The sequence below is a fragment of the Kribbella sp. NPDC004875 genome (assembly GCF_042873375.1).
GTDB lineage: Bacteria > Actinomycetota > Actinomycetes > Propionibacteriales > Kribbellaceae > Kribbella.
Genome location: NZ_JBIALI010000008.1, coordinates 1 through 26715, shown reverse-complemented (window position 1 = coordinate 26715; position 26715 = coordinate 1). Strand labels below are relative to the sequence as shown.

At 68.5% G+C, this 26715-nt stretch carries 24 protein-coding genes and 1 riboswitch; of the genes, 15 read left to right on the top strand and 9 right to left on the bottom strand.

Going from position 1 to position 26715, the window contains the following annotated elements; all coding sequences use genetic code 11:
- Positions 1 to 91: 91 nt before the first annotated feature.
- The 3 genes from ACFYRH_RS36245 to ACFYRH_RS36235 all read left to right on the top strand — a co-directional run bounded on the left by ACFYRH_RS36245 (position 92) and on the right by ACFYRH_RS36235 (position 3125).
- On the top strand, positions 92 to 976 hold the full coding sequence (locus tag ACFYRH_RS36245; protein WP_387784609.1) for a M48 family metalloprotease: 885 nt from the start codon (positions 92 to 94) through the stop codon (positions 974 to 976).
- Positions 973 to 2631, top strand: a complete 1659-nt coding sequence (locus tag ACFYRH_RS36240; protein ID WP_387784607.1) for a type IV secretory system conjugative DNA transfer family protein — start codon at positions 973 to 975, stop codon at positions 2629 to 2631. The genes ACFYRH_RS36245 and ACFYRH_RS36240 overlap by 4 nt, the downstream gene beginning before the upstream one ends.
- A gap of 173 nt (positions 2632 to 2804) precedes the next feature.
- Positions 2805 to 3125, top strand: a complete 321-nt coding sequence (locus tag ACFYRH_RS36235; protein ID WP_387784605.1) for a hypothetical protein — start codon at positions 2805 to 2807, stop codon at positions 3123 to 3125.
- A gap of 95 nt (positions 3126 to 3220) precedes the next feature.
- On the opposite strand, the gene ACFYRH_RS36230 is transcribed toward ACFYRH_RS36235, so the two are convergent.
- Together ACFYRH_RS36230 and ACFYRH_RS36225 are read right to left on the bottom strand one after the other, a co-directional pair.
- A complete protein-coding gene (locus ACFYRH_RS36230; RefSeq protein WP_387784603.1) occupies positions 3221 to 4336 on the bottom strand; it encodes a winged helix DNA-binding domain-containing protein in 1116 nt (371 codons plus the stop codon).
- Between the two features lie 18 nt (positions 4337 to 4354).
- Entirely contained in the window at positions 4355 to 4906 is a 552-nt protein-coding gene (locus ACFYRH_RS36225; protein ID WP_387784601.1) for an RBBP9/YdeN family alpha/beta hydrolase, read from the bottom strand.
- An 82-nt stretch (positions 4907 to 4988) separates the two neighbouring features.
- Between ACFYRH_RS36225 and ACFYRH_RS36220 the strand changes: the two genes are divergently transcribed.
- From ACFYRH_RS36220 to ACFYRH_RS36185, 8 genes are all read left to right on the top strand, one after another.
- Entirely contained in the window at positions 4989 to 5444 is a 456-nt protein-coding gene (locus ACFYRH_RS36220; protein WP_387784600.1) for an Lrp/AsnC family transcriptional regulator, read from the top strand.
- A gap of 120 nt (positions 5445 to 5564) precedes the next feature.
- On the top strand, positions 5565 to 7034 hold the full coding sequence (locus ACFYRH_RS36215; protein ID WP_387784598.1) for a M4 family metallopeptidase: 1470 nt from the start codon (positions 5565 to 5567) through the stop codon (positions 7032 to 7034).
- A gap of 34 nt (positions 7035 to 7068) precedes the next feature.
- The gene (locus ACFYRH_RS36210) at positions 7069 to 8004 is read left to right on the top strand and encodes an oxidoreductase (RefSeq protein WP_387784596.1); all 936 of its coding nucleotides are present in this window, start codon (positions 7069 to 7071) and stop codon (positions 8002 to 8004) included.
- A gap of 57 nt (positions 8005 to 8061) precedes the next feature.
- Positions 8062 to 9651: an alpha/beta fold hydrolase gene (locus ACFYRH_RS36205; protein ID WP_387784594.1), complete on the top strand. Its 1590-nt coding sequence runs from the start codon at positions 8062 to 8064 to the stop codon at positions 9649 to 9651.
- A complete protein-coding gene (locus tag ACFYRH_RS36200) occupies positions 9648 to 10724 on the top strand; it encodes a lactonase family protein (protein WP_387784592.1) in 1077 nt (358 codons plus the stop codon). The genes ACFYRH_RS36205 and ACFYRH_RS36200 overlap by 4 nt, the downstream gene beginning before the upstream one ends.
- A gap of 82 nt (positions 10725 to 10806) precedes the next feature.
- Positions 10807 to 13296 (top strand): LamG-like jellyroll fold domain-containing protein, encoded by a 2490-nt coding sequence (locus ACFYRH_RS36195; protein ID WP_387784591.1) that lies wholly within the window; start codon positions 10807 to 10809, stop codon positions 13294 to 13296.
- A 70-nt stretch (positions 13297 to 13366) separates the two neighbouring features.
- Positions 13367 to 14194 (top strand): aldo/keto reductase, encoded by an 828-nt coding sequence (locus ACFYRH_RS36190; protein ID WP_387784589.1) that lies wholly within the window; start codon positions 13367 to 13369, stop codon positions 14192 to 14194.
- Positions 14194 to 14259, top strand: a riboswitch (guanidine-III (ykkC-III) riboswitch). It overlaps the preceding gene by 1 nt.
- A gap of 28 nt (positions 14260 to 14287) precedes the next feature.
- Positions 14288 to 14545, top strand: coding sequence for a hypothetical protein (locus ACFYRH_RS36185; protein ID WP_387784587.1), 258 nt, complete (start codon positions 14288 to 14290; stop codon positions 14543 to 14545).
- Here ACFYRH_RS36185 and ACFYRH_RS36180 read toward each other — a convergent pair.
- Positions 14542 to 15396 carry a hypothetical protein gene (locus tag ACFYRH_RS36180; protein WP_387784586.1) on the bottom strand — a complete coding sequence of 285 codons (855 nt, stop codon included), beginning with the start codon at positions 15394 to 15396 and terminating at the stop codon, positions 14542 to 14544. The genes ACFYRH_RS36185 and ACFYRH_RS36180 overlap by 4 nt on opposite strands.
- 273 nt (positions 15397 to 15669) lie before the next feature.
- On the opposite strand from ACFYRH_RS36180, the gene ACFYRH_RS36175 reads away from it, so the two are divergent.
- From ACFYRH_RS36175 to ACFYRH_RS36160, 4 genes are all read left to right on the top strand, one after another.
- Positions 15670 to 16704: an AAA family ATPase gene (locus ACFYRH_RS36175; protein WP_387784584.1), complete on the top strand. Its 1035-nt coding sequence runs from the start codon at positions 15670 to 15672 to the stop codon at positions 16702 to 16704.
- A gap of 29 nt (positions 16705 to 16733) precedes the next feature.
- Entirely contained in the window at positions 16734 to 17696 is a 963-nt protein-coding gene (locus tag ACFYRH_RS36170; protein ID WP_387784583.1) for a DUF58 domain-containing protein, read from the top strand.
- A complete protein-coding gene (locus tag ACFYRH_RS36165) occupies positions 17696 to 18649 on the top strand; it encodes a VWA domain-containing protein (RefSeq protein WP_387784581.1) in 954 nt (317 codons plus the stop codon). The genes ACFYRH_RS36170 and ACFYRH_RS36165 overlap by 1 nt, the downstream gene beginning before the upstream one ends.
- Before the next feature lie 219 nt (positions 18650 to 18868).
- Positions 18869 to 19366, top strand: coding sequence for a DUF3145 domain-containing protein (locus ACFYRH_RS36160; protein WP_387784579.1), 498 nt, complete (start codon positions 18869 to 18871; stop codon positions 19364 to 19366).
- 217 nt (positions 19367 to 19583) lie between these two features.
- Here the strand turns inward: ACFYRH_RS36160 and ACFYRH_RS36155 are convergent, their stop codons facing one another.
- From ACFYRH_RS36155 to ACFYRH_RS36130, 6 genes are all read right to left on the bottom strand, one after another.
- Complete coding sequence (locus ACFYRH_RS36155; protein WP_387784577.1) at positions 19584 to 21017, bottom strand: carboxyl transferase domain-containing protein; 1434 nt, start codon at positions 21015 to 21017, stop codon at positions 19584 to 19586.
- Positions 21018 to 21043: 26 nt separating this feature from the next.
- A complete protein-coding gene (locus ACFYRH_RS36150; protein WP_387784575.1) occupies positions 21044 to 22279 on the bottom strand; it encodes a beta-ketoacyl-[acyl-carrier-protein] synthase family protein in 1236 nt (411 codons plus the stop codon).
- 136 nt (positions 22280 to 22415) lie between these two features.
- The gene (locus ACFYRH_RS36145) at positions 22416 to 22664 is read right to left on the bottom strand and encodes an acyl carrier protein (RefSeq protein WP_130446978.1); all 249 of its coding nucleotides are present in this window, start codon (positions 22662 to 22664) and stop codon (positions 22416 to 22418) included.
- 90 nt (positions 22665 to 22754) lie between these two features.
- Positions 22755 to 23750, bottom strand: coding sequence for a beta-ketoacyl-ACP synthase III (locus ACFYRH_RS36140; protein ID WP_387784573.1), 996 nt, complete (start codon positions 23748 to 23750; stop codon positions 22755 to 22757).
- Positions 23751 to 23871: 121 nt separating this feature from the next.
- The gene (locus ACFYRH_RS36135) at positions 23872 to 25065 is read right to left on the bottom strand and encodes an acyltransferase domain-containing protein (RefSeq protein WP_387784571.1); all 1194 of its coding nucleotides are present in this window, start codon (positions 25063 to 25065) and stop codon (positions 23872 to 23874) included.
- A 78-nt stretch (positions 25066 to 25143) separates the two neighbouring features.
- Positions 25144 to 26364 (bottom strand): PucR family transcriptional regulator, encoded by a 1221-nt coding sequence (locus ACFYRH_RS36130; protein WP_387784569.1) that lies wholly within the window; start codon positions 26362 to 26364, stop codon positions 25144 to 25146.
- Positions 26365 to 26715: the final 351 nt, after the last annotated feature.

The window sequence follows — 26715 nt, the reverse complement described above, 5'->3', positions numbered from 1 at the left end:
CGGAGGCCAGGCACCTGATGCGCCCAACAGCGCTCCAGGCTCGTTCGGCGTCGGCAATCAACCTCCAGCAGGTGGCCCTACGCCGCGGGCTGTGCGGTTCTCGGTGCCCTCCGCCGCCGAGCTTCTGTTCGGCGTTCCCTGGGCGATCTGGAGCCTCAGCGTCGTCTCGACAGTCTCGTCGTGGATCTTCGATGGTTTCTGGGACGTTCTCGTTGTAACGTTGTGGGTCCTGTCCGGACTGATCATCCTGATGCCCGCTGCCGAGGACTACGTCGTCAAATACCTGTGTCGATTGCGCAAGCCGACGCTGCTGGAGCAGCAGAAACTAGAGGTTGCCTGGCGGGCTGTATGTCTGCGCGCCAGTGTCGATCCGGCTCACTACAAGCTCTGGGTTGAGGAGTCCGACAGCGTCAACGGCGCATCGATCGCCGGCCGCTCAGTTGCCGTGACCAGGTGGGCGTTGAACAATCTGCCCCCGCGTCAGTTGCAAGCCGTTCTCGCGCATGAGCTGGGACACCATCGAGGCGGCCACCCCTGGGCAACATTGCTCGTTTTCTGGTACGCGCAGCCCGCTCGCTTATTGCTTTCCTTGATCCAGTCGATGATGCGCCTGGGATCGCAAATTACTGCGCTGGGTTGCCTGATCACCGCTTTCGTTGGGCTCACCATCGGGGGGCTTCTCCTGCATTCCTTGATCTGGGGTGATTGGGGATGGTCGTTCTACGCACTCCTTCCGTTCGTTGTGCCGATACCGCTTGCCTGGTTCAGCCGACGCTCCGAGCTGGTGGCTGACCAAGTGGCGGCGGACCTCGGCTATGCGCGGGACACGATCGCCTTCTTCTACGATCTGCAGGCACAGGGTGAGGATGTGGCGCGGCGGGCTGCCGGGTGGCGAGGCGCTGTCTACGCCACGCACCCACCGCTAGCCGACCGGATCCGGATGCTTGAGCGCTACGTTCAGGTCACTGGCTCATGAACAAACGACGCGAACGGCTTCAGTCGCTCAGGGAGAAGTTGGCCGCCGTCGCAGCCACCATCAACGGCCCGGCCGCACCATCACCTCGCCCCGACGAACCGCGTCCGACCGTCCAGCCGTGGGAGCCGATCCGCGAATCGCATGCCCACCTTGCGGGCCAGTTGGATTCGCTCGCGCGCTCGGCTGATTTCAGCGACGTGGATCGAGCGCGCATCGCCCACGTCATCGAGCGCTCGATGGCCGATCCGCAGGAGCTCGACAAGTTGACTCTTGCCGTCGAGCGGGACAGCAGTGGGGCACTTGTACATCCGTCGCGACAACGGAATCTGCCGGGCGTCCGGTTCGCTCGCCATAACCTCCTGGCTGGCCAGGTTAGGCTTGGCGAGGTCGTGGTCGACCACAGAAGCGATTTCGAGATCACAGGAGACTTCGGTGTCGATTTGGACGTCTTGCGGACGTCTCTCCTGGTCATCGGGCCCCCAGGCTCGGGAAAGACCCGAGGTATCGCGACGCCGATCGTCGAGCACCTCTCACTGGCAGCTCTGACCGGCAAGGCGAGCATGGTCGTTGTCGATCCCAAATCGACCGACTTCGCATACGACGGGTGGTTCGACGTCACGATCGATCCGCTGAATCCGACCTGTGGGTTCAGCCTCTTCGGCGGATCCCGGACGCCCGATATCGCGGCGGACCGGCTGGCGTCCGCTCTGCTCCCACCGAGGGTGAGCGACGACAAGGCCTATTTCATCGACGCGTCGAAGAACGCGCTGTATGCGTGCCTGGCACCTTTCGAAGAGGCCTACCATCGATGGCCCACGGTTCCCGAACTCCTTGGACTTCTCCGCGCCGATCAATCCTCGATGGATCGGGTGAAGGAGCGCCTCAAAGGCCCGGGATCGAAAGAGTTGAAGACGTTGCTCGACAGCCGCAAAGCACAGACTCAGCGCTCGGCGGATCCTGCTGCGAGCCTGGTTGAGCGGTTCGCACTGCTCGACCGCCCGTCGCTGCGGAACCTGTTTGACCACGCCGGCCCGACATTTCAGATGCGTGACCTGAATCGTCCGGTGCGAGTGCGCGTCGCGTTGCCCGAGGCGGAGTATCCGGACGCGTCGCGGATCCTGGCCCGGTTGGTGGTCTCGCAGTTCGTGCAAATCACCTCGTCTTCCGAGACGGACAGATCGATCTTCAAAGGGCTTGTCATCGACGAGGCGGGTAGATTCGTCGATGACTATGTAGCCAGGGGCGTACAGAAACTGCGGTCCAACAATGCCGGCCTTGTGCTCCTGTCGCAGACCATGTCGGACTTCCCGCCGGAGGTCCGCGCGACCGTTTTCGGCTCGACAGGCTGCAAGGCGGTCTTCGGCGGCATCGATCCACTGGACGCGGACGTCTTCTCCCGTTGGTTCGGTGAGCAGTACGTCACCGAGACGACGATCAACAGGAGCGCGACGACCGGAGTTCAGTACGACCAGTTTGGCTCCGTCGGCGGACGCTCGGAGAGTAGGACAGCCGGTTACAGCGCTCGTAGAGTTGAGCGTGCGCGCTGGACGGTCTCAGACATCATCACGGGAGTACCGACTGGCCACGCGCTTGTCTCGCTGGCGAGATCAAACGGCGTACGGGTGGGCCCGGTCCTGATCAACCTGCGCGCATAAGCAGACCGCGGCGCACGGAGTCGAGTCCAAAGATGCGCCGCGGTCTCATCGGGATCAACGGTGTTGCTGCACCTCCACCGACCCGACCAGAGTACCGGACGTCATCAGCTACTCAGAGGTATCGCGACGCAGCGCGAGCCGTTGCTACTCTGTACGAAAGACAGAAGTACCACGTGGTGCTTTCGTTCACTTGTGATCGATTCGCCACGTGGTTGTTGCTGCAGCCTATGGCGATTCGTCACCTGAACCAGGAGTCGAGTCCTATGGTTGCAGCTAACACCCGTCCTAAGCGCACAACTTTCACAAAGAAAGTCGAGCGTTGGAATGCCAACTTGGTTGCGTTGACCTCGTTGATGGTCACCTTGATCGGCCTGCTTCGGCAGATCGCTCGGGTCGTCCTGATCGTGGTTGCCGTGATCGCGGTGTTCTCTCCGGGGCTTTTGCCGCTCGTGGCTGCCGCATCGGCTCTGCTGCTGCAGATTCGGCGCGCGTAAGTGCGAGACACAACAGCTCGACCCTTGTGGTCGGGCTGTTGTGCATTACCGCTCGAGTCGGACGACTGCGCGGGATGCCACTGGGCCGGTGAAGGTCAAGAGGTTTTGGGCTTCGGACTGTATTGCGGTCCAGGCTTGGCGGGGGAGGGGGTGAGGGGGGTTATTTCTAGGGTGGCTTGGGATTTGGATTTGGTTAGTTTCCAGAGGGCTTTGGGGTGGCCGTGGTGGAGGACTGAGCCTTTGGTGAGGACTTCTCGGTGGGTTAGGCGTTGACGGGTGGGGGTGTCCAGGAAGCGGGTGCGGTCGGTGTGGGAGAGGAGGAGGTTGTCGTATTCGGGGAGGAAGCGGGTGGGGGCCTCGGTGTCTTCGTGGGGGAGGGAGAGGTCGGGGAGGTCGTAGAGGGTGCGGCCTGATTCGAGGTCGGTGTAGGTGCGGAGGTCCAGACGGTCGAAGATCTCGTTCAGGCGGGTGGGGGCGGACCAGGTCTGGGCGTCGGCGACGGACGCGGGGCCGTAGGCGGCCAGGTAGCGCAGGACGATGGTGTCGACGTCGGCCTTCAGGTCGACGTTGGATTTCGGGTCGACGCTCGGGTTGGGGGCGGGTGGGGAGTTGAGCCAGAGGGCGGCGGTGGACATGGTCGGGTTGCCGCCCTTGTTCCAGATGCCTCTTGGTGGGACCTGGATGGTGGGGAGTAGGCAGCGGACGGCGTGGGCCAGGGCGGCGGGGTCGCGGTCGGGGTAGAGGGGCGCGAGGTGATCGCGGAGTTGGGCGGCGGTCGCGGGGCTCTCGGTCATGCGGGCGATGCCGGCGGTGAGGACGGCGTTCATGTCGAGGCCCTCGAGGCGGTGCCGGCCGTAGGTGATGTTCTGGAAGACCTCGCGTTCCAGCCGCGGCTGGATGAGCGGGCGGAAGGCCAGGAAGTCGCGGCTCGACATCAGGTGGATGGTTGCCCGCATCGTCGATCCACGGACCGCCTGGCGGGTCTCCAGGAGCGTGACGAGGTCGGCCGGGTCGAAGTTCGTGAGCCTGGTCCACAGGCCGACGTACGGCGCTTGCGGGGATTGGGCCTGCAGGCCGACGAGGTGTTCGATCGCCTCGAGTGCGGTCGCGTCGTGGCGTTCGAGGAGCCACTGGCGGTGCAGCGTGGCGCGGTTGAGGGCTCGCAGGCTCAGCTTCGAAATCGCGCGTTCCTCTCCTGGGTGCAGCTCCAAAAATAGGAGGAGAAGCGGTCAGGTTTGGTCCGGTACCAGGTTGAGGCCGGCCAGGTAGGCGGTGAAGAGTGAGCGCCCCTGAGGCCAGCGGCCGAGGCTGTTGATGTGGCCGAGCCTGGCGAGGGTGATGAGCGGTGTCGCCCAGCCGGCGGCGAGGCGGGCGGCGGCGTCGACGGTGCAGTACGGGTCGTCCGTGCTAGCGATCAGTACGGCGGGAACCCCGAGCGCCCGTACCGGCAGCGAGCCGAACGACGGCATCCGTTCGACGGGGAAAGTCGGAGCGAGTGGATCCGGAGGAGCGACCACGAACGCCCCGCGGACTCGGGAGTTCGGGCCGGCGGCCAGCCAGTGCGCGAGGGCGTGACAACCGAGGCTGTGCGTGACGAACACGATGTCGCCGGACGCGTTCTCGACGGCCCGCGTGATCGCGTCCGACCAGTCGGCGAGGTCCGGCGACGTCCAGGACGACGGCTGGATCCGTACGGCGTCTGCGAGCCAACCGGACTCCCAATGGGTCTGCCAGTGCTGCTCGTCGGAGCCGTCGAGGCCGGGGATGATCACGAAGGTCATGGAGTCTCCTCAAGGATCGGTTCGCTGTCATGATGAGCGTGTTATCGCCGTACGGCGCCCTGAGCTGATGAAATGAAGGTCGATGAGCGAGGCAACGACTGGATCATTGGACGCGATCGACCGCGAGATCCTGGCGATCCTGCAGACCGAAGGCCGGCTGAGCGGCTCGGACATCGGCCGCCGGGTGAATCTGTCGCAGCCCGCGGTGTCGGCGCGGATCCAGCGCCTCGAACGGTCTGGCGTGATCACCGGTTACCGGGCCGTCGTCGAGCCGGCGCGGGTCGGGCTGAACATCCATGCGGTCGTGCGGGTCCGGACGACGCATGCCCGCATCCCCGAGGCGCTCGAGCTCTTCGCGTCACGGCCCGAGATCGTTACGACGTACCGGCTGACCGGTGAGGACTGCTTCCTCCTGGACGTCCACACGGCCGACGCGGGGCAGCTCGAGCAGGTGGTCGACATGATCGGCCGGCTGGGTGCTGTGAGCACCTCGTTGGTACTGCGCGAGTACCCGGCGAAACCGCTCGCGGCCAGTTGACAGGATTTCCCTTGCCACCGGGATTCCCACGGCGATCGCTTCCCACGGTGTGCCGCGCCGAACTAGGGTTCGACGGATCGTAGTTGTTGCGTTACGCACCATGAGCGTGGGAGGGAACGTATGAGGAAACGCCGCAAGGCGCTGATGGCTGTGACCGCCGGGGTGGCGACGGTGTCGCTCGGGTTGTCCTTCACCAGTGCGGCGGGGGCCGCGCCGCAGGCAGCGACGGCGAACCCGAACGGGCTGAAGCTGGTCAAGACCAAGACGTCGCTGCTCGGCAAGCACTACTGGTACCAGCAGACCTTCAAGGGGCTGCCGGTGGTCAACGGGTACTACGCGAAGCACGTGGCGAAGGACGGCTCGGTGGAGGTCGCCGACGGACGCGACGCTGTACCGGCGAACCTGGATGTCAGCGCGACGGTCGCGTCGGCGTCCGCGACGCAGAGCGCGAACGCCACGGTCACCGCCCGGGCGAACCGGGCCCGGTCGGGCGAGCCGGGGAAGAGCTTCGTCAAGCAGCCGGCCGCGACCAGCGGTGCCGCGCAGCTCGCGGTGATCGGCGGACCGAACGCCCGCCTGGTCTGGAACGTCACCAGCCGGTCGACCGAGGGCGTCAGCCGCTCGCTGGTCGACGCCAAGACCGGCAGTGTCGTCGAGTCGAAGGTGATCAGCGACAACATCGACGGGCGCGGCTCGGTGTTCGACCCGAACCCGGTGGTCAGCGAGCAGAACGAGAAGCTGACCGACCAGAACGACAAGAACCAGGACGCCCTGTTCCTGGCGCAGAAGAACGTGATCCTGCGCAACCTGGACGGGTCCGGCAAGCTCAACGGCAGCTACGTCAACATCAAGGAAGCCAAGGGCGGTCTCGCGCAGAGCAAGACCAACTCCTTCGTCTACCAGCGTGCGAACGACAAGTTCGAGCAGGTGATGGTGTACTACCACATCAACCAGACGCAGGAGTACATCCAGCAGCTCGGCTTCACCGACGTGAACAACGAGTCGCAGGACTTCTCCGTCGACACGTACGCCGACGACAACTCGTTCTACGACCCGTCGACCGACATGATCACCACCGGTGAGGGTGGCGTGGACGACGCCGAGGACGCCGAGGTCATCTGGCACGAGTACGGGCACGCGATCCAGGACGACGTCGTTCCGGGCTTCGGCGAGTCCGAGCAGGCCGGTGCGATCGGCGAGGGTTTCGGCGACTACTGGGCCGTGACCAACTCGATCCCGGTCAGCAAGGGCTTCAACCTGCCGTGCGTGATGGACTGGGACGCCACGTCGTACACGACGGACGAGCCGCACTGCCTGCGTCGTACGGACGGCACCAAGACCACCGACGACATCGACGGTGAGGTGCACGACGACGGCGAGATCTGGTCGCGCGCGCTGTGGGACATCCACCAGACGCTCGGCCGGACCAAGGCGAACAAGCTGATCCTCGAGGCGACGTTCTTCTACGACCCCGACACCTCGTTCGCCGGCGCGGCCCAGGACACCGTCCAGGCGGCCCGGCTGCTGTACGGCAAGGCGGCGGCCGCTCAGGTCACCAAGGCCTTCCAGGACCGCAAGATCCTGAAGTGACGAACTCCGGTCATGCGCCCACTACTGTGGGCGCATGACCTGGAGTACGGCGGACGTTCCTGACCTGACCGGACGACGGGCGCTCGTCACCGGTGCCACGAGCGGACTCGGGTACGAGACCGCGCTCGAACTGCTCCGGCACGGCGCTGACGTGATCGTTGCCGCGCGCAACCCGGAGAAGACGGCGCAGGCCGCGCAGCGGCTGACGGACCAGGCCGGCCGGGCGCCGGACGTGCTCGCACTGGACCTCGCCGATCTGGCGAGTGTCGCGCAGGCGGCCGGCGAGGTCGTCCAGAAGTACGACCGGCTCGATCTCCTGGTCAACAACGCCGGCGTGATGGCACCGCCGTACCGGCAGACCGTCGACGGGTTCGAGCTGCAGCTCGGGACCAACCATCTCGGGCATTTCGCGCTCACCGGGCGGCTGTTGCCGGTGCTGCTCAAGACGCCGGCGAGCCGCGTCGTGACGGTCAGTTCGTTCATGCACAGGACCGTTCGGGGCATCTCCGAGGACGACCTGCGCCGGTCGGCGGGCAGCTACCGCAAGTGGGAGGCGTACGGGAAGTCGAAGCTCGCCAACCTGCTCTTCATGCTCGAGCTCGACCGGCGGCTGCGGGCCGTCGGGTCCGAGCTGCTGAGCGTCGGAGCGCACCCGGGGTACGCCTCGACGCATCTGCAGGCGGCGGGTCCGGAGCTCGCCGGGCGGGCGTTCCAGGCGCGAGCCTGGGCCACCGCCACCCGGCTGGTCGCACAGTCGGCCGCGGCCGGCGCCTGGCCGAGTCTGTACGCCGCGACGTACCCGGATCTGCGGCCGGGCTCGTTCGTCGGGCCGAGCTTCCTCGAGTACCGCGGTACGCCGAAGGTCGTGTTGCCGACCCGGACCGCGCAGGATCCGGAACTGGCGCAGCGGCTCTGGGCGTGGTCGGTCGAGGCGACCGGCGTGGATCCGGCACTCACCGTGCTGAAGTAGTGACAGAGCGGCAACTTTGTGGTTACCCTCCGGTAATTCCCAACGCCGGAGGCCCCAGTGCGCAGATTTGCCGCCGCCCTCGCAGTCGCCCTGACCCTGATCACGCTGACCTTGGTCAGGGTCGGTTCGTCTGCTGACGCCAGCCAGGCCGCGCCCGGCTTCAGTACGGCGTACCAGCGCATCCCCGGCGCAGGCGGGATCGAGATCGGCGCCGTCGTGCTCACGCCGACCGGGCAGGGCGCCGGCCCGTTCCCGCTCGTGGTGATGCCATCGAGTTGGGGCATACCAAACGCGGAGTACGTCGGGCAGGGCGCGAAGCTCGCCTCGGCCGGGTTCCAGGTGATCTCGTACTCGAGCCGTGGCTTCTGGGACACCGGCGGCGGGATCGACATCGCCGGTCCGCCGACCGTCGCGGATGTCAGCAAGGTGATCGACTGGGCCGGCAGCCACACGCCCGCGGACACCAGCCGGGTCGCGGCCGTCGGGATCTCGTACGGCGCGGGCGTGTCGCTGCTCGCGGCGGCGCAGGACCCGCGCATCAAGGCGGTCGGGGCGCTCAGCGGATGGGCCGATCTGATCCGGTCGCTGGATCCGAACGAGACGGTCGCGCTGCAGGCCGTGGCCGGACTGCTTGCGTTGGGCAACGTCACCGGACGGCCCGGACCGGAGATGGCGTCGCTGCAGACGAAGTTCGTCACCGGTGACTTCGACGGGGCGATCGCGGAGGCGAAACAGCTGTCGCCGGTGCGGTCGGCGGCGACGATGGTAGACCAAATCAACGCGCGTCGACCGGCGGTGTTCCTCGCGAACGCGTTCGAGGACTCCATCTTCCCGCCGTCGCAGTACATCGACTTCTTCACCCGGCTGACCGGCCCGAAGCGGCTGTTGCTCGCGCATGGTGATCACGCGACCCCGGAGGCCAGCGGGGCGGTTGGTCTACCAAGCGAGACTTGGGACGAGTTGGCCGGTTGGCTACGCCATTACCTGACTGGCGCGGACAACGGTGCCGATGCGGAGGCGCCGGTGCAGTTGAAGTCGCAGCGTGGTGTGTGGCGTGGGTATGCCGACTGGGCGTCGGTCGGAGCCGAGCGTACGTCGTACCTCACGAAGGCCGGTGGGTTGCAGGGCTCGGCGTCGAGTGGGTGGAGCCGGGCGATCGGCGCTGGTATACCAACCGTCGCGGACAGTGGCATGGCGCTGGTTTCGGGAGCGCTGCAGGGGTTGTTGTCGATCCCGACCGGTGTGGCGACGCCGCTGGTGGACAGGTCGTTCGCGGGGGTTTGGTCGGGGCCGGCGTTCGGAAGCGCTGCGGTCGTCAACGGTGCGCCGAAGTTGCATGTGACCGTGAAGCCGTCGGCGGCCGACACCTCGTTGTTCGCCTATCTGTATGACGTTGACGCCCTGGGAGTCGGGTCGCTGATCTCGCACAAGCCGTACACGTTGCGCGGGGCGACGCCCGGCAAGGCGGTGCCACTCGATGTGACGCTGGAGGCCACCAGCTGGGAGGTGCCTGCAGGGCATCATCTCGCGCTGGTTGTGGACACGGTGGACCCGCGCTATCTCGGTCGAAGCACCGTGGGTTCCACGGTGACCTTCAGCTCACCGGCAGGCGACCCGTCGTGGGTCCGAGTCCCGGTGGCTGCATGAGCGTCAGTCGCCGGCGTTTCTTCGGCTTCACCGCGGCGGCCCTCGCGCCGATTCACCAATTCACCGCGGCGGCCCTCGCGCCGATTCACCAAGCCGCTACGCACAAGACGCGGGCGGCTCGCGAGGTCGGCGGGACGATGTATGTCGGGACTTACGGTGACGGGATCGGGATCGCTACCTACGACGGGAGGGGCACGATTACCGCGACCGGGAGCATCGCCGGCGTCGCGGATCCGTCGTTCGTCATCCGGTCGGGCAACTTTCTGTATGCCGTCAACGAGCAGGACGTCGGCGAGGTCACCGCGATCGACATCGCTGGTATACCAAAGATCCTGAATCGCCGGCCCAACAACGGATCCGGCCCCTGTCACCTCGCGAAGATCGGCGACCACCTGCTGACTGCGAACTACGGATCCGGGGACATCGCCGTACACCCGATCAACGCCGATGGGAGCCTCGGGCAACAAACTGATCTGGTCAAGCACGAGGGGTCCGGGCCGCATGCGCACCAGGTGGTGCAGGCGGGCGACTATGTCCTCGCGGTCGACCTCGGTACGGATTCGATCTACACCTACACGCTCGCGGGCGGGAAGCTCACACTGCAGCACCAGGCGAAAGTGCAAGCCGGCGCAGGTCCGCGACATTTGGTATTCCATCCGTCGGGGCGATACGCCTACGTCGCCGACGAGCTCGACAGCACGGTGACCGTCTGCGGCTACGCGGACGGAGTCGTCACGCCCCTCGCGACCCAGCCGACCGCACCCGCCGGACCGCAGAACTACCCCGGCGAGATCGTCGTGTCGGCCGACGGTGCGTTCGTCTACGTGACCAACCGCGGCCACAACACCATCGCGGTCTTCCGGACGAACGGCGCCGAACTCGAGCCGATCGGTACGCCGGGGTGCGGTGGCGACTGGCCGCGGCATTGCGCGTTCGACCCGAGTGGCCGGCTGTTGTTCGTCGCGAACCAGAAGTCGAACAACATCGCGACGTTCTTGGTAGACCAAACGAGCGGCGGGCTGACCCAGGCCGGTGACTTCAGCACCCCGACCCCGGTCTGCGTGAATGTTTGATCGTGCGCGAGCTCTTGCGGTTTTGTGGTGAGAGCGTTGTCATGGGATCGCCTTTCTCCGCCCCGAAAGGAGCATCCCGCCCATGCTCAAAGTCCTCGCCGCGGTCGTCCTTGCCGCGTCGGCGATCGTCGCCCCCACGTCGCAGCCGGCCACCCAGACATCCCAGGAGGCCAACCGAACCGCCTCCGCCTGGCACGCCGGGACCCCACCCCTCACCACTCCCTGGACAGCCGACGTCTCGCCGACGAACGCGCTCCCGGACTACCCCCGGCCGCAGCTCACCCGCCCCGACTGGCGCAACCTCAACGGCCTCTGGCAATGGTCCGCAGCCACCCCCGGTGAATTGCCGCCCTTCGGCAAAACCCTCGCCGAACAGGTCCTCGTCCCGTACCCGATCGAGTCCGCCCTGTCCGGCCTGCAGAGACACGAGGACCGGATGTGGTACCGCCGGACCTTCACCGTCCCCGACAACTGGAAGGGTAAGCAGCTCCTGCTGCACTTCGGCGCGGTCGACTACGACGCGAAGGTCTGGGTCAACGGCCGGCAGGTCGCCACCCACCGCGGCGGGTACGACGGTTTCGACGTCGACGTCACCGCCGCGCTGCACGCCAAGGGCCCGCAGGAGCTGATCGTCTGGGCCGAGGACCTGACCGACGAGACGTACCAGCCGATCGGCAAGCAACGTGAGGTCAGCGACCACGGCATCTTCTACCAGGGCAGCTCCGGTATCTGGCGGACCGTCTGGATGGAGCCGGTCAACACCTCCTCGATCAGCCGCCTCCAGCTGACCCCCGATCTCCCGAACCAGACTCTGAAGGTCACCGCCGAGACAACCGGTCCCGCGGGCCTCGACGTCGAAGTCACGGCGTACGACGGGCGTGAGGTCGCCGGTCAGGTGCGAGGCAAGGCGGACACCGAGCTCCGGTTGCCGATCCCGCACCCGAAGACCTGGTCGCCGGACAACCCGTTCCTCTACGACCTCAAGGTCCGCCTGATCGATCGCGGCAAGATGGTAGACCAAATCGGCTCGTACGCCGGGATGCGCTCGGTCGGCCTGCAGAAAGGTGCTGACGGCAAGCTTCGGATGGCGCTGAACGGGAAGATCCTGTTCAACCTCTCGACCCTCGACCAGGGATTCTGGCCGGACGGCCTGAACGCGGCGCCGACCGACGCGGCGCTCCGGTTCGATCTCGAGCAGCACAAGCGACTCGGTTTCAACACGGTCCGCAAGCACATCAAGGTCGAGCCGGACCGCTGGTACTACTGGGCCGACAAGCTCGGCCTGATGGTCTGGCAGGACATGCCGGCGACGAAGACCGACGCGATGCCCGAGCCGTGGCGCACGCAGTTCAAGTCCGAGCTGCACGAGATGGTCGAGGAGCACAAGAGCTTCACCGCGATCACCGTCTGGGTCCCGTTCAACGAGGGCTGGGGCGAGTGGGACCAGGCCGAGACCGGCCGGATCGCCGACTCCGTCAAGGCGCAGGACCCGTCCCGGTTGGTGAACGCGCACAGCGGTGTCAACTGCTGCAACTCGCACGGTGACTCCGGCCGCGGCGACCTGATCGACAACCACGCGTACCTCGGTCCGGCGACGACGGCACCGGCAGGTGATCGAGCGGCGGTGGACGGCGAGCACGGCGGGTTCGGGCTGAAGGTTCCGGATCACATGTGGTTCGGCGACGGATCGGCGTACGAGATGGAGCCGGACTCGGCGACGCTGACACGACGGTACGTCGAGAACCAGAACGACGTGCTCAGATCGGCCAGGCAATGCGGGATCAGCGGCTCGGTGTACACCCAGATCACCGATGTCGAGGGCGAGCTGAACGGCTTCTTCACCTACGACCGCCGAGTCCCGAAGATGAACTTCGCCCAGGTCCGGACCGTCAACCAGGCAATCATCGCGGGCGCCGACGGAACCGGGACCGGTGCGCCGAACCCAGGGCCTGGAACGCCAGGTGCCGACGGCATCCACTTCTATCCGCTGGAAGGAACCGGAGAAGATGCCGTAGGCAACAATGACGCCACACTCCAAGGCGGCGCGGTGTTTGCCGAAGGCAAGAACGGTCAGGGCGTCGCACTCAGTGGCGACAACCAGTTTGTCGACACCGGCGCCGCACTGCTCGACACGAGCGGCAACTACTCGGCCAGTGCCTGGGTGAAGCTCGACAAGGTGGACGGTTCGTTCCAGACGTTCGTCAGCCAGGACGGCGCCCGGGACAGCGCGTTCTTCCTGCAGTACTCCGGCCAGGACCAGCGGTTCGCGATGAGCTTCCCGGGCATCCGCGCACTGGCACCGACCAAGCCGAACCCAGGGCAGTGGTACCACGTCACCGGCGTACGCGACGTCGTGAAGGGTGAACTGCGGCTGTACGTCGACGGGGCCCTGGTCGCCACCAAGGCCGCCTGCAGCCTCGACTCCGGTTCGACCGGTAACACCGTCATCGGACGGGCGAAGTTCGGCGGCAACCAGGTCGACTTCCTGGACGGAACGGTCGACCAGGTGCACCTCTACGACCGCGCCCTCACCGACGCGGAGGTGCGCACACTCTACGAATCCGGAACCTAGTTTCGAGATGCGAAAGTCTCGGTGAGAGCCGATCCTGGAGGTACCCAGCCGACCAGCGGAGGTGAGTGCGATGGCCGCACCCAGCCAGGTGCTCGCGCCGCGCTCGACGGTCCGGTTCCGGCCACCGCGGTTCGGGCTCGGCGGTTCGCATCTCGGCGAACCGCCGGGTCCGGACGGCGCCGCGACCGCGGTCGCCACCGTGGACGCGGCGTACCAGGCTGGCATTCGGTTCTTCGACACCTCACCGGCGTACGGAGACTCCGAGCAACGACTCGGTACGGCGCTGCAGCGGCGCCCCCGTGGTGAGTTCCTGGTCTCGACCGAGGTGCCCGCCGGCGCGGATCCGGAGGCCTCGGTGCGCGCGAGCGCCGAGCGGCTCGGGCTCGCGGTGGATCTGGCGTTCGCCGCGGACGAGGCGGCGTACCCGATGCTCGATCGGCTGCGGCACGACGGTGTCATCAAGGCGGTCGGCGCGGCGTCGGGGGACTGGCGGGAGCTGGATCAACTGGTGCGTGACATCGAGGTGGACTGCGTGCTGCTGACCGCGCAGTACTCGCTTCTCGACATTTCCGCGACGCCACTGCTGGATCGTTGCCTTGCGCGCGGAGTATCGGTGATCGTCTCCGGCGTCCTGAGCCCGCAAGTCCTACAGGCAGAGAAACTGAGCGACCCGCAGGCCATCAAGGCCCGCCGGATCTCGGCAGTGTGCGAGCGGTACGGCGTCTCGCTGCCGCAGGCCGCGCTCGCCTTCCCCAGCAGGCATGCCGCCGTGACCTCGGTGCTGATCGCGGCCTCGTCGCCGGCGGAGATCCGGGCCGACGCGGCACTCGTCCGGCAGCCGGTGCCGGACCGGTTGTGGAAGGATCCGGATTTCGTGCGCTTGCTATCCTCGAAGTAGGAGTTCGCGATCCCGCGGCTCTCCGGACGAGCGGCGCCGTACCCGGTCTGACAAGACGACGCCTCACCCTGTTCTTGGAGGGGGTTCGTCCTCATGCACGTTCTGGATGTTCTCGAGATCGTCGGCGCACTCACGATTCTGGTCGCCTTCGCGGCCGCGCAGGCCGGACGACTGCTGCAGCGCACCGTCACCTACCAATTGCTGAACCTGCTCGGCTCGGCAGTGCTGGCGGTGATCGCGGCCGTCCAGCTGTCGTGGGGGTTCCTCCTGCTGGAGGGCACCTGGGCGATCATCAGCCTGATCGGCCTCATCGGCCTGCGCCGCAGCCGCCCAGCGCCCCAGCCCAGCTAGAACTTGTCGCCAGGGTTCGTCGGCGAGTTCGGCGAACCCGTCGGCGCCACCGTCGGAACGCCGGTGGTCGGCGTCACCGTCGTCGGCGCGCCGGTGGTCGGGCTCCCGGACCCGGTGCCGGGCGGCGGTGTGGTCGGTGTGACGGTGACGGTCGCCGTCCCGGTCGGCGTCGGGATCACCGGCTCCGGCTCGAGCGGCTGGGCGTGCCGGAACAGCAGCCACGCCAGGAACACCGCGAGCGCCATGATCACGGCCATCGTCAGCAGTGCCAGTGCCAGCGCCCACCGGGACGCCGGCCGCAGCGCTTCCGGCCACGGCAGCGGCCAGATACGGAACAGGCCCGGGCGGCGACGGTTCTCCCAGTAGTGCCGGAAGTCCGGCCCGCGGAGCTTCCCGATCTGCGGGATCCGGTCCATCAGTACGGCGGACAGCACCTCCTCGCCACGCCGCTCGGCCAGCAACCGCTCGTCGGACACGGCGCTCGACCCGTCGTCCTCGCGGATCGGGCCGATCGCGACCCACAGCGCGAGGTCGTCGTCATCGGAGTCGTTGTGCGCGAGGACGGCGTCCTCGGGGAGAGCGTCGACGGAGTGTACGAACCGTTCCCTGGCCGCGGCATCGTCGGCGGAGCCTTCGGTCATCATCGCGACCACGGCGGAGCGGCCGGTGTCGTCGGAGGCGGCGTACAGGAAGCCGGCGGCGTTCGCGCCGAGGCGGCCGCGCAGCCAGAACTCACCGACCCGCGGCGGGTCCTCGGGCTGCAGCGGCAGGGCGTCCGGAATCTCCAGCGCAGGCCGCACCTCCGGCGCATCCGCCGGCTGCACCTCAGGCTGGGAATCGGTCGCAGTCATCACCCCAATCCCACCACATCCCTGGTAGCACTGTCGCCACGCCCACCACCGAGCACTTTGTGCACCCACCGACCACGGATCCGGCCCGGACATGGTCGCTGGGTGCACAAAGTGCGCTGGACGGGCGGGATTTGGTCGCGCGGGGGAGGATTGGGAGGGATCGGGCGGGGCCCGCGGCTGCTGAACCCGGGGATCTGATGGAATGACCGGTGTTGCGAAGTGGGGATTGACGGTGTTTGACATGGCCCGTGCGCGGGCCCCGGAAGGACAGGCATGACCGAAACCACGGTGCCGGCGGGAACGGTGGCCCAGCAGTCCCGGCTGATCGGCGAGGCCGTCGGCGAGGTCAAGCGGGTGATCGTCGGCCAGGAGCACATGGTCGAGACGCTGATGGTGTCGCTGCTGGCCAAGGGTCACTGCCTGCTCGAGGGTGTTCCGGGCGTCGCGAAGACGCTCGCCGTGCGCACCTTCGCGAGCGTGGTCGGCGGCACGTTCGCCCGGATCCAGTTCACCCCCGACCTGGTCCCGTCCGACATCGTCGGCACCCGGATCTACCGGCAGACCCGCGAGACGTTCGACATCGAGCTCGGCCCGACCTTCGTGAACTTCGTGCTCGCCGACGAGGTGAACCGGGCGCCCGCCAAGGTGCAGTCGGCGATGCTGGAGCTGATGGCCGAGCGGCAGGTGTCGATCGGCGGCCAGACGTTCCCGATGCCGAAGCCGTTCATCGTGATCGCGACCCAGAACCCGATCGAGTCCGAGGGCGTGTACCCGCTGCCGGAGGCGCAGCGCGACCGGTTCCTGGTGAAGATCGACGTACCGCATCCGCGCGGGCACGAGGAGTTCGAGATCCTCCGCCGGATGAGCGTGGACCCCCCGGAGCCGCGACAGGTGCTGAAGCCGGAGACGATCCTCGAGCTGCAGCGGTCCGCCGAGCAGGTCTTCGTGCACAACCTCGTCGCGGAGTACGCCGTCCGCCTGGTGATGGCGACCCGGACGCCGACCGACTTCCACCTGCCCGACCTGGAGCCGATCATCGAGCTCGGGGTCAGCCCGCGGGCCACCCTCGGCCTGATCTCGGCCGGCCGGGCGCTGGCGCTGATCCACGGGCGCGACTACCTGCTGCCGAGCGACATCCAGACCGTCGCGCTGGACGTGATGGGCCACCGCCTCGGCCTGACCTTCGACGCGGTCGCGGACAACATCGACCCGCGGGCCGTGATCGAGCGGATCCTGGCCACCGTCCCGCCGCCCCAGCCGGTCTGGCGCGACGGCACCGACGGCACGGGCCGCCCGGAGTTCGTCTAGTGCCCAACCGTCCCGATCCACGAGCTGCGATGACGATCTCGCAGCTCGCTCCCGAGCGTGCGTTGCGGCGGCTGGAGCTGACCGTCGTACGGCGGCTCGAGGGCTACCTGCACGGGGAACACCTCGGCCTGCTCCCCGGGCCCGGGACCGAGCTCGCCGAGGCCCGCGAGTACCAGGTCGGCGACGACGTCCGGCGGATGGACTGGGCGGTCACCGCCCGGACCACGGTGCCGCACGTCCGCGACCTGATCGCGGACCGTGAGCTGGAGACCTGGGCGCTCGTCGACCTGTCCGGCTCGATGGACTTCGGTACGTCGACCCTCGAGAAGCGCGAGTTGGCGGTCGCGGCCGTCGCGACCGTCGGGTTCCTCACCCATCGGCTCGGCGACCGCTTCGGCGGGCTGATGCTGCGCGACTCGGCGCTGCGTCGCTGGCCGGCCCGCTCCGGACGCCTGGCGCTCTACGGACTGCTGCGCGCGCTGCTCGCCGAGCAGTTCGGCACCGACCAGGAAGCGCACCGCAGTGACCTGGCCGCGGCGCTCGAGTCGATGGCGCGGACGCAGCGCAAGCGTGGACTCCGGGTGATCGTGTCCGACTTCCTCACCCCCGAGGACGGCGAGGTGGCCAGCGGGATCGAGCCGTCCTGGGAGCGCGCGATGCGCAAGTTGACCGCTCAGCACCAGGTGCTCGCGGTCGAGATCGTCGACCCGCGCGAGCTCGAACTGCCGAACATCGGTGTGGTCACGATCGGCGACCCGGAGACCGGCGAGGTCCGTGAGATCGACACCCGGCGCCGCAAGGTCCGGGAGGCGTTCGGAGTGGCCGCGCTGGCGCAGCGGGAACGAACCCGGGCCGCCCTGCGTAGGGTAGGTGCGGGACATCTCGTGCTGCGCACCGACCGTGACTGGGTCGCGGACACGGTGCGCTTCGTGCTCGCCTACCGGCACGTGGCGTCCCGCCTGCACCAACCGCCGAAGGGAGTGGCTCGCTGATGGAGTTCCTGTCTCCGGGGCGGTTGTGGTTCCTGTTGCTCATCCCGCTGATCGTCGCGGGATATATCTTTCTCCAGCACCGGCGCTCGCAGTACGCGCTGCGCTTCACCAACATCGCGCTGCTGGACCGGGTCGCCCCACGGCGGCCGCAGTGGCGGCGGCACCTCGCCGTCGGGCTGGCGCTGCTGGCCGCGTTCACCTGCATCGTGGCGTTCGCGCAGCCGAAGGACAAGGTGAAGGTGCCGCGCGAGCGGGCCACGATCGTGGTCGCGATCGACGTCTCGCTGTCGATGATGGCCACCGACATCGACCCGAACCGGCTGGAGGCGGCGAAGAAGTCGGCGAAGAACTTCGTCAACCAGCTGCCCGGCAAGTTCAACGTCGCGCTGGTCAACTTCGCCGGTACGGCCTCCATCATCGTGCCGCCGACCACCGACCGGGCGACGGTACTGCGCTCGATCGACGGGCTCGAACTGGCCGAGTCGACCGCGACCGGTGAGGGCATCTTCACCTCGCTGCAGGCGCTCACCCAGGTCCCCCCGGACCCCGAGCACCCGAACGAGCCCGCCCCGGCGCGGATCGTGCTGCTGTCCGACGGGAAGCGGACAGTCGGCCGGACCGCCCAGGAGGGCGCGCAGGCGGCGAAGGCGAAGAACACGCCGGTCTACACGATCTGCTTCGGCACCGACTCGGGCTTCATCGAGATGGACGGCATCCGCCAGCGCGTCCCACCGGACCGCACGGAGCTGCGCTCGGTCGCCGAGATCAGCGGCGGCAAGGCGTACACCGCGGAGTCGGCCGGCGAGCTCGAGGACGTCTACAAGGACATCGGCTCCTCGGTCGGGTACGACGAGGTGGACAAGGAAGTCACCGCTCGGTACGCCGGCATCGCGATGCTCTTCACGCTGGCGGCCGCCGGCGCCTGCATCGCTCTCGCCACCCGGTTCCCGTGATCCCACTCGTGTCGCGTGATGCTGATCGCGACACGACGGTGATGGGGTTGAAACGGCGAGGCTGCTGGTGTTTGTGGTAGCGGTGGTGCAAGATGGTCGTGTGTTTCGCGGGTCGCCTTGTGGTGCCCTGGGAGACTGAACTGAAGTACTGAGTACGCCGAGATCGACGGACTGTTCGAGAACGCTGGGGAAGGCGCCCCTCGAGCACAGGAGGTCCCGGTGGCGACAACTCGTGGCGTTCTGTACGTCCACACGGTGCCGTCAGCGTTGTGCCCGCATGTCGAGTGGGCCGCGGGCGGCATCCTTGGCGTGCCCGTGAAGCTGGACTGGACGCCGCAGCCCGCGGCCCAGGGCACGTACCGGGCCGAGCTGTCCTGGCAGGCCGAGGCCGGGACCGCGGCCAAGTTGGCGTCCGCGCTGCGCGGATGGCAGAAGCTGCGGTTCGAGGTCACCGAGGAGCCGAGCAACGGCGCCGAGGGCGAGAGGTACTCGTTCACGCCCGACCTCGGGGTCTTCCACGCGACCACCGGCGTCCACGGCGACATCATGGTCCCCGAGGAGCGGCTGAAGGCCGCGATGCTGAAGGCGGCCGGCGGCGAGGCGGACCTGACCGAGGAGGTCGAGCGGCTGCTCGGCCGCCCGTGGGACGACGAGCTGGAGCCGTTCCGGTACGCCGGTGACGGTGCCCCGGTGCGCTGGCTGCACCAAGTCGTCTGAGCCTGAGGCGATCCTGAGAACTTCAGAAGAAACCTGTGAAGTCCGCAGACTTCCCCGAACTTTTCGATGAGACTGAGCATCAGACGTTGCACAGGGTGGGAGGGGCCGTGGCCGCTGGGCCACCGGGTGTCGGGACACCCCCGGTGGTTGTGAACAACAGCGGCCGCACCACGTGAAGGGCGCGAACCTCGCGGTTCGCGCCCTTCGTGCTGTGGGTCTACAGCGGGATGTTTCCGTGCCGGCCGCGGACGGGGCCGTCGGCCTCGGCCTTCGCGAGCGCGGTGGCCAGCGCGGTGCGGGTGCGGGTGGGTTCGACGACCTCGTCGACGACGCCGATCTCGCGGGCCCGATCGATGCCGCCGGCAATCTTCTCGTGTTCGGCGGCGAGCTCGGCCTCGACCTGCGGGCGGAGCTCCGGGTCGACCTCGGCGAGTTTGCGCCGGTGCAGGACGCGGACGGCGGCGACCGCGCCCATCACGGCGACCTCGGCGCGCGGCCAGGCGAACACCCGGGTGGCGCCGAGCGACCGGGCGTTCATCGCGATGTACGCCCCGCCGTACGTCTTCCGGGTCACCAGCGTCACCCGCGGTACGACGGCCTCCGCGAACGCGTGCAGGAGCTTGGCGCCCCGTCGTACGACGCCGTCCCATTCCTGACCGACTCCGGGCAGATAACCCGGTACGTCGACCAGCACGACCAGGGGCACGCCGAACGCGTCGCACATCCGCACGAAGCGGGACGCCTTCTCCGCCGACAGGGCGTCCAGGCAACCACCGAGCCGGAGCGGGTTGTTCGCGATCACGCCGACCGTACGCCCGCCGAGCCGGCCGAGCGTGGTGACGATGTTCGGCGCCCACCGCTGGTGCAGCTCGACGGCAGAAGACCCAGCATCCGCGTCGAGCACACCGCCGACCAGCGGATGTACGTCGTACGCGCGTTTCGCCGACTCCGGCAGGAACCCGGACAGATCGGTGTCCGGGACCTCGGTCGAGATCGTGCCCTGGTTGGCGAGCAGGTCCGCCAGCCGGCGCGCCTGCTCGAGCGCGGCCGCTTCGGAGTCGGTGGTGATGTGGACGACGCCCGACCGCCGGCCGTGCGGCTCGGGGCCGCCCAGGCGCAGCATGTCGACGTCCTCACCGGTGACCGAGCGGACCACGTCCGGCCCGGTCACGAAGATCCGGCCCTCCGGCCCGAGCACGACCACGTCGGTCAGTGCGGGACCGTACGCCGCTCCGCCCGCCGCCGGCCCGAGTACGACCGAGATCTGCGGGATCTTCCCGGAGGCCTGCGTCATCGCGTAGAAGATCTTGCCGACCGCGTGCAGGCTCAGCACGCCCTCGGCCAGTCGCGCGCCGCCGGAGTGCCACAGGCCGATGATCGGCACCTGTTCGGCGCGTGCGACGTCGTACGCCTCGACGACGACATTGCAGCCCTCGTCGCCCATCGCGCCGCCCATCACGGTGGCGTCGGAGCAGAACGCGACGACCGCCGCGCCGGCGATCCGCCCCCGCGCCGCGACCATCCCGGACAGGTTGTCCGGGGTGATCAGCTCCAGGCTGTCCGGGTCGAGCAGGTTGCTCAGCCGGGTGACCGGGTTGCGCGGGTCGTGCTCACGGGGGAGCTTGGCGGGTTTCGCCGGGGCGACGGTCATGGTGTCCTCCGGGGGTGGTGAAGGAACTACACCGATTTGAACGCGATGGCGGCGTTGTGGCCGCCGAATCCGAACGAGTTGTTCAGGGCCGCGATGTCGCCGTCGGGCAGCTTGCGCTGCTCGGTCGCGACGTCGAGCTCGATCTGGTCGTCGAGCTTGTCCACGTTGATCGTCGGCGGTGAGACCCGGTTGTGGATCGCGAGCACCGTCGCGACCGACTCGACCGCGCCGGCGCCGCCGAGCAGGTGGCCGATCATCGACTTCGGCGCGGTCGCGATCGCGTGGTCCGCGTCCTTGCCGAGCGCCTGCCGGATCGCCAGCGACTCGGCGATGTCGCCCTGCGGGGTCGAGGTGGCGTGCGCGTTGATGTGGAAGATGTCGGCCGGGGTGAGGTCGCCCTCGGCCAGCGCCCGCTCCATCGCCCGCCGGGCACCAGAACCGGTCGGGTCGGGCTGCGCGATGTCGTGGCCGTCGGCGGAGATGCCCGCACCGGCGAGCTCGGCGTAGATCTTCGCGCCGCGCGCCTTGGCGTGCTCGTAGGACTCCAGGATCAGGATCCCGGCGCCCTCACCGAGCAGGAAGCCGTCCCGGTCCACGTCCCAGGGACGCGACGCCCGCTCCGGCTCGTCGTTGCGGCGGCTGAGCGCCTGCATCATGCCGAACGCGGCCAGCGGCAGCGCCATGATCGCGCCCTCGGCGCCGCCGGCGATGATCACGTCCGCGCGGCCGAGCCGGATCTGGTCGAGACCCAGCCAGATCGCTTCGTTGCCGGAGGCACACGCCGAGACCGGGGTGTGAACGCCGGACTTCGCGCCGAACTCCAGGCCGACGTACGCCGCCGACGAGTTCGGCATCAGCATCGGGATCGCCAGCGGCGAGACCCGGCGCGGGTTGCTCTGCAGGGCGTCGTAGTTCGACAGGGTGGTGTGCAGGCCGCCGATACCGGAAGCGACCGCGACACCCAGCCGCTCCTTGTCCAGCCCGGAGTCCTCCAGGCCGGAGTCGGCCCAGGCCTCGCGGGCGGCAACCACGGCGAGTTGCGCCGTACGGTCCAGGCGGCGGGCCTTCACCCGCTCGATCACCTCGGTCGGGTCGACCGCGGCCGGTGCGGCGATCTGGACCGCCAGGTTCTGCACCCACTCGTCGGTCAGCCGCCGGGCACCGGAACGCCCGGCCAGCAGCCCTTCCCAGGAGCTGGCCACGTCGCCCCCGAGCGGGGTCGTGGCTCCGAGCCCAGTGATGACGACTCGGGTCTTCGACATGGTTACCTCATCCTTCACATCTGCGATCTGCGGTTTGGGAGCGAGGGGTGGGTACTGCGGGTTGCCGGTGTGGTGCTCACCGGCCCGACCGGAGCCGGGGGCCGATGAGCACCGGCCAGCACGGTGACGGGGTTCGTCAGCCGTTCTGGGCGCGCTCGATGAACGCGACCGCGTCGCCGACGGTCTTCAGGTTCTTGACCTCGTCGTCGGGGATCTTCACGTCGAACTTCTCCTCGGCGGCCACCACGACCTCCACCATGGAGAGCGAGTCGACGTCGAGGTCGTCGGTGAAGGACTTGTCCAGCTGGACGTCCTCGACCGGGATGCCGGCGATCTCGTTCACGATCTCGGCGAGGTTGGAACGGATCTCTTCGGTGCTGGCCATTTCTCTGCTTCCCTTTCGGATTTCTGCTGGCTCGTGACAGCCGGGTGCAGCCACCTGAGCTGCCCCGGACAACTATGGACTATCGCTACTTCACGGCAGCCGGATCACCTGGGCGGCGTACACCAGCCCGGCGCCGAAGCCGATGATCAGGGCGAGGTCGCCGCTGTTCGCCTCGCCGGCCTCGCGCATCGCGGTGATCGCGAGCGGGATCGACGCCGCGGAGGTGTTCCCCTGGCGCTCGATGTCGCGCGCGACCTTGACGTGTTCGGGCAGTTTGAGCGCCTTGCGCATCGCGTCGGTGATCCGCATGTTCGCCTGGTGCGGCACGAACAGGTCGAGCTGCTCCGCCTTCACGCCGGCGACGTCCAGCGCCTGCTGCGCGGTCTTGGCCATCTCGAACGACGCCCAGCGGAACACCGGGTTGCCGTCCATCGTCAGGTGCGGCCAGTTGTAGCTGCCGAACACCTCCTGCCAGGACTCGCGCTGGCTGATCACCTGGTGCTGCGTGCCGTCCGAACCCCACACCACCGGCCCGATCCCCGGCTCGTCGGCCGGGCCCACCACGGCCGCGCCGGCGCCGTCGGCGAAGATGAACGCCGTACCGCGGTCGGTCCGGTCGGTGATGTCGCTGAGTCGCTCGACGCCGATCGCCAGCACGTATTTCGCGCTGCCGCCGCGGACCAGGTCGTTGGCCATCGCGATCCCGTAGCAGAAGCCCGCGCAGGCCGCCGAGATGTCGAACGCGGCCGCCGTCGGGGCGCCGACCTGGACCGCGATCTGGGTCGCGATCGCCGGCGTCTGGTACAGGTGCGTGACGGTGGCGACGATCACGCAGCCGATGTCGGCCGGGTCGATCCCGGACTCCGCGATGGCGTCCTTCGCGGCCTGCACCGACATCATCAGCACGGTCTCGTCGTCCTCGGCCCAACGGCGTTCCTTGATCCCGGACCGGGTCTGGATCCACTCGTCGCTGGAATCGATCTGCTCGAGAATTTCCGAGTTCGGTACGACGCGCCGCGGCCGGTACGAGCCGATCCCGAGGATCCCGGCGTGAGTCGCCCCCGACGAGGCAGTGATCGTGGTCATCGGGCCTCCCGGTCTGGACTGAGGAGCGGAGGGAGCGAAGCGACTGGAGCGACGAGGGAAGACCGGGAGGTCGAGGCCCATGACCCCGCCGGCGCCGAAGGCCCGGCCAAAAGCACAGTGATCATGATGAGCTCCCGGCGGGGTGCAGGCGGACCAGGGGCTGGCCGGGGGCGACCGGGTCGCCTTCCTCGGCGAGCCACTCGACGACGATGCCGCCGTGCGGGGCGGTCACCTCGACCTCGTCGCGCAGGCTCGCGACCTTCGCCACGACCTCGCCGGCCGCGACGGTGTCGCCGGAGTCCCGGCGTACGGCGACCTCGCGGGTGAAGGTGCCCTTGATCGGGGCAACCAGCAGCCGCCACGTGGGGGAGGCGTCGATCTCCGACGGGCTGCCGTGCTTCTCGACGAACGCGCGGGCGTCGTCGAGCTGGTCCGGTGTCTTCAGCGCGAACGTCTCGACACCCTTCAGGGCGCGGCGCGCGATCCCGGTCAGGGTGCCCGCCGGCGGCAGTTCGAGGATGCCGGTGACCTCGAGGTCGGACATCGTCTGCAGGCACAGGTCCCAGCGGACCGGGGCGTTCACCTGGTTGACGAGCCGCTGCAGGACCTCGCGGCCGTCGTGCACGACGTGGCCGTCCCGGTTCGAGATCAGGCGGGTCCGCGGGTCGTGGGTGCTGATCGCGGTCGCGTACTTCGCGAGCGTCTGGACCGCGGGCTCCATGTGGCTGGTGTGGAAGGCGCCCGCGACCGACAGCGGGATCAGCCGGGCCTTGGCCGGCGGGTCGGCGGCCAAGGCCTCCAACTGCTCGACGGTGCCGGCGGCAACGATCTGGCCGGGGCCGTTGTCGTTGGCCGGGGTCAGGCCGTGCTCGGCGAGCTTGGCGAGGACCTCGTCGCGGTCGCCGCCCAGGACGGCGGTCATCGAGGTCGGGGTCAGCGCGGCCGCGGCGGCCATCGCCTTGCCGCGCTCACGGACCAGGACCATCGCCTGCTCGGCGGTCAGGACACCGGTGCCGGCTGCGGCGGCGAGCTCACCGACGCTGTGCCCGGCGACCGCGCCGACCTGGGCGAAGGCGTCGGCCGGGTGCGGGAACACCGCCAGCGCGGCCAGCATGCCGGACGCGACCAGCAGCGGCTGCGCGATCGCGGTGTCCCGGATCGTGTCCGCGTCGGCCTGGGTGCCGTAGTGGGCGAGGTCGAGACCGGCGACCGCGGAGAGCCAGTTCAAGCGGCTCTCGAACACGGGATCCGCCAGCCACGGCTCGAGGAATCCTGGAGTCTGGGCACCCTGACCGGGCGCGACGATGACGAGCACGTGACAACTCTCCCTCAGCCGGACCCGTCGTGAGCGGAAAGGCGAGCACGAATTCTTCGGGGCCGGTTTGTGGAGATCCTACAAAACGGTGCTGCCCGGCTCGGGATTGAGCAGGCGACCCAAGGTCAGTGCGACACGGACTGTGAAAGCGTCGCGGGGATCCAGCGGGTTGTACCCCGTGAGGTCCGCCACACGCTTCAGCCGGTACCGCACGGTATTGGCGTGGATGAACATCGCCCGGGCCGTCGCCTCGATCGAGCCACCGGAGTCCAGGTACGCCGAGACGGTGTCCAGGAGCACCCCATCGCCCACGGTGAGGGGGCCGTAGACCTCTGTCGCGAGCTGCCGGCGGGCGTGGCCGTCTCCGGAGAGTGACCGCTCGGGCAGTAGCTCGTCGGCCTGCACCGGTCGCGGCGCGCCTGGCCACGCGGCTGCGGCGCGCAGGCCGGCGACGGCGGCCCGCGCCGACGTCACGGCCGACATCAGGTCCTTCACGACCGGTCCGACGACGATCGGACCGGGGCCGAACCAGCGCGCGAGCTTTTGTACGATCTCGACAGGTTTGCTCGTACCACCGAGTACCACGACCAGGCGATCGCCCTGGATCGCGCACAGAGCGTCAGCACCCGCCTCGCGAGCGGCGTGCCGGACCATGTCCGCCACGTTCGAGGTGTTGTTGCCGATCTGCGGGCCTTCCGCGGCCGGGGCCCGCCCGACCACCACGGCGACTTCGGCGGATCCCGTCGTACCGGCGGCTCCGGTCCAGCCGAGGGCGGAGGCGCGCGAACGGACCGACTCGTCCGCCTCGCCGCGGATCACCGAGTCGACGAGCAGTGCTTCGAGGCGGGCGTCCCAGGCGCCGCGCATCTCGGCGGCCTGCGCGTAGACGGTCGCCGCGGCGAACGCGACCTCGCGGGCGTAGCGCTGCATCGCCTCGTGCACGATCGGTACGTCGTCCGGTGGCAGCAGAGTGCCGATGGTGTTCTCGATGGTCTCGATCGTGGTGCGGACCAGGTCGACGGTCTGGTGCAGCGAGATCACCCGGGTGAACTCACGCGGCGCGGAACCGAAGATCCGGGTCGGCATCGAGGAATGCGCCTCGGGGTCGCGGAACCACTCGACGAACGCCGAGATCCCGGACTGCGCGACCAGACCGATCCAGGACCGGTCCTGCGCGGACAGCTGGGCGAACCACGGCAGTTCCGCGTCCATCGCCGCCATCGCAGCCGTCGCCAGCGCCCCGGTCGCCCCCTGCAACCGCTCCGCCCGCGCCAGATGCGCCCTCGTCGCCTTGACCACGCTCGCACCCTAACCCCACCTCCGGGGGTGCCCCCCGAGCTGGAGGGTTGCCCCTCGAGATTCGGGACGGGCAACCCGGCACCTGAGGGGGCGCCCCGCGAGCTGGAGGGTTGCCCCTTGAGATTCGGGTCGGGCAACCCGGCACCTGAGGGGGCGCCCCGCGAGCTGGAGGGTTGCCCCTTGAGATTCGGGTCGGGCAACCCGGCACCTGAGGGGGCGCCCCGCGAGGTGGCGGGTTGCCCCTTGAGATTCGGGTCGGGCAACCCGGCACCTGAGGGGGCGCCCCGCGAGGTGGCGGGTTGCCCCTCGAGATTCGGGACGGGCAACCTTGCACCTGAGGGGGCGCCCCGC

What these genes read in the sequence shown, in the direction of transcription:
- ACFYRH_RS36240 (WP_387784607.1), top strand. Translation starts at nt 973, where the DNA reads ATGAACAAACGACGCGAACGGCTTCAGTCGCTCAGGGAGAAGTTGGCC.
- ACFYRH_RS36225 (WP_387784601.1), bottom strand. Translation starts at nt 4,906, where the DNA reads ATGACCTTCGTGATCATCCCCGGCCTCGACGGCTCCGACGAGCAGCAC.
- ACFYRH_RS36220 (WP_387784600.1), top strand. Translation starts at nt 4,989, where the DNA reads ATGAGCGAGGCAACGACTGGATCATTGGACGCGATCGACCGCGAGATC.
- ACFYRH_RS36215 (WP_387784598.1), top strand. Translation starts at nt 5,565, where the DNA reads ATGAGGAAACGCCGCAAGGCGCTGATGGCTGTGACCGCCGGGGTGGCG.
- ACFYRH_RS36210 (WP_387784596.1), top strand. Translation starts at nt 7,069, where the DNA reads ATGACCTGGAGTACGGCGGACGTTCCTGACCTGACCGGACGACGGGCG.
- ACFYRH_RS36200 (WP_387784592.1), top strand. Translation starts at nt 9,648, where the DNA reads ATGAGCGTCAGTCGCCGGCGTTTCTTCGGCTTCACCGCGGCGGCCCTC.
- ACFYRH_RS36195 (WP_387784591.1), top strand. Translation starts at nt 10,807, where the DNA reads ATGCTCAAAGTCCTCGCCGCGGTCGTCCTTGCCGCGTCGGCGATCGTC.
- ACFYRH_RS36190 (WP_387784589.1), top strand. Translation starts at nt 13,367, where the DNA reads ATGGCCGCACCCAGCCAGGTGCTCGCGCCGCGCTCGACGGTCCGGTTC.
- ACFYRH_RS36185 (WP_387784587.1), top strand. Translation starts at nt 14,288, where the DNA reads ATGCACGTTCTGGATGTTCTCGAGATCGTCGGCGCACTCACGATTCTG.
- ACFYRH_RS36180 (WP_387784586.1), bottom strand. Translation starts at nt 15,396, where the DNA reads ATGACTGCGACCGATTCCCAGCCTGAGGTGCAGCCGGCGGATGCGCCG.
- ACFYRH_RS36175 (WP_387784584.1), top strand. Translation starts at nt 15,670, where the DNA reads ATGACCGAAACCACGGTGCCGGCGGGAACGGTGGCCCAGCAGTCCCGG.
- ACFYRH_RS36170 (WP_387784583.1), top strand. Translation starts at nt 16,734, where the DNA reads ATGACGATCTCGCAGCTCGCTCCCGAGCGTGCGTTGCGGCGGCTGGAG.
- ACFYRH_RS36165 (WP_387784581.1), top strand. Translation starts at nt 17,696, where the DNA reads ATGGAGTTCCTGTCTCCGGGGCGGTTGTGGTTCCTGTTGCTCATCCCG.
- ACFYRH_RS36155 (WP_387784577.1), bottom strand. Translation starts at nt 21,017, where the DNA reads ATGACCGTCGCCCCGGCGAAACCCGCCAAGCTCCCCCGTGAGCACGAC.
- ACFYRH_RS36150 (WP_387784575.1), bottom strand. Translation starts at nt 22,279, where the DNA reads ATGTCGAAGACCCGAGTCGTCATCACTGGGCTCGGAGCCACGACCCCG.
- ACFYRH_RS36145 (WP_130446978.1), bottom strand. Translation starts at nt 22,664, where the DNA reads ATGGCCAGCACCGAAGAGATCCGTTCCAACCTCGCCGAGATCGTGAAC.
- ACFYRH_RS36140 (WP_387784573.1), bottom strand. Translation starts at nt 23,750, where the DNA reads ATGACCACGATCACTGCCTCGTCGGGGGCGACTCACGCCGGGATCCTC.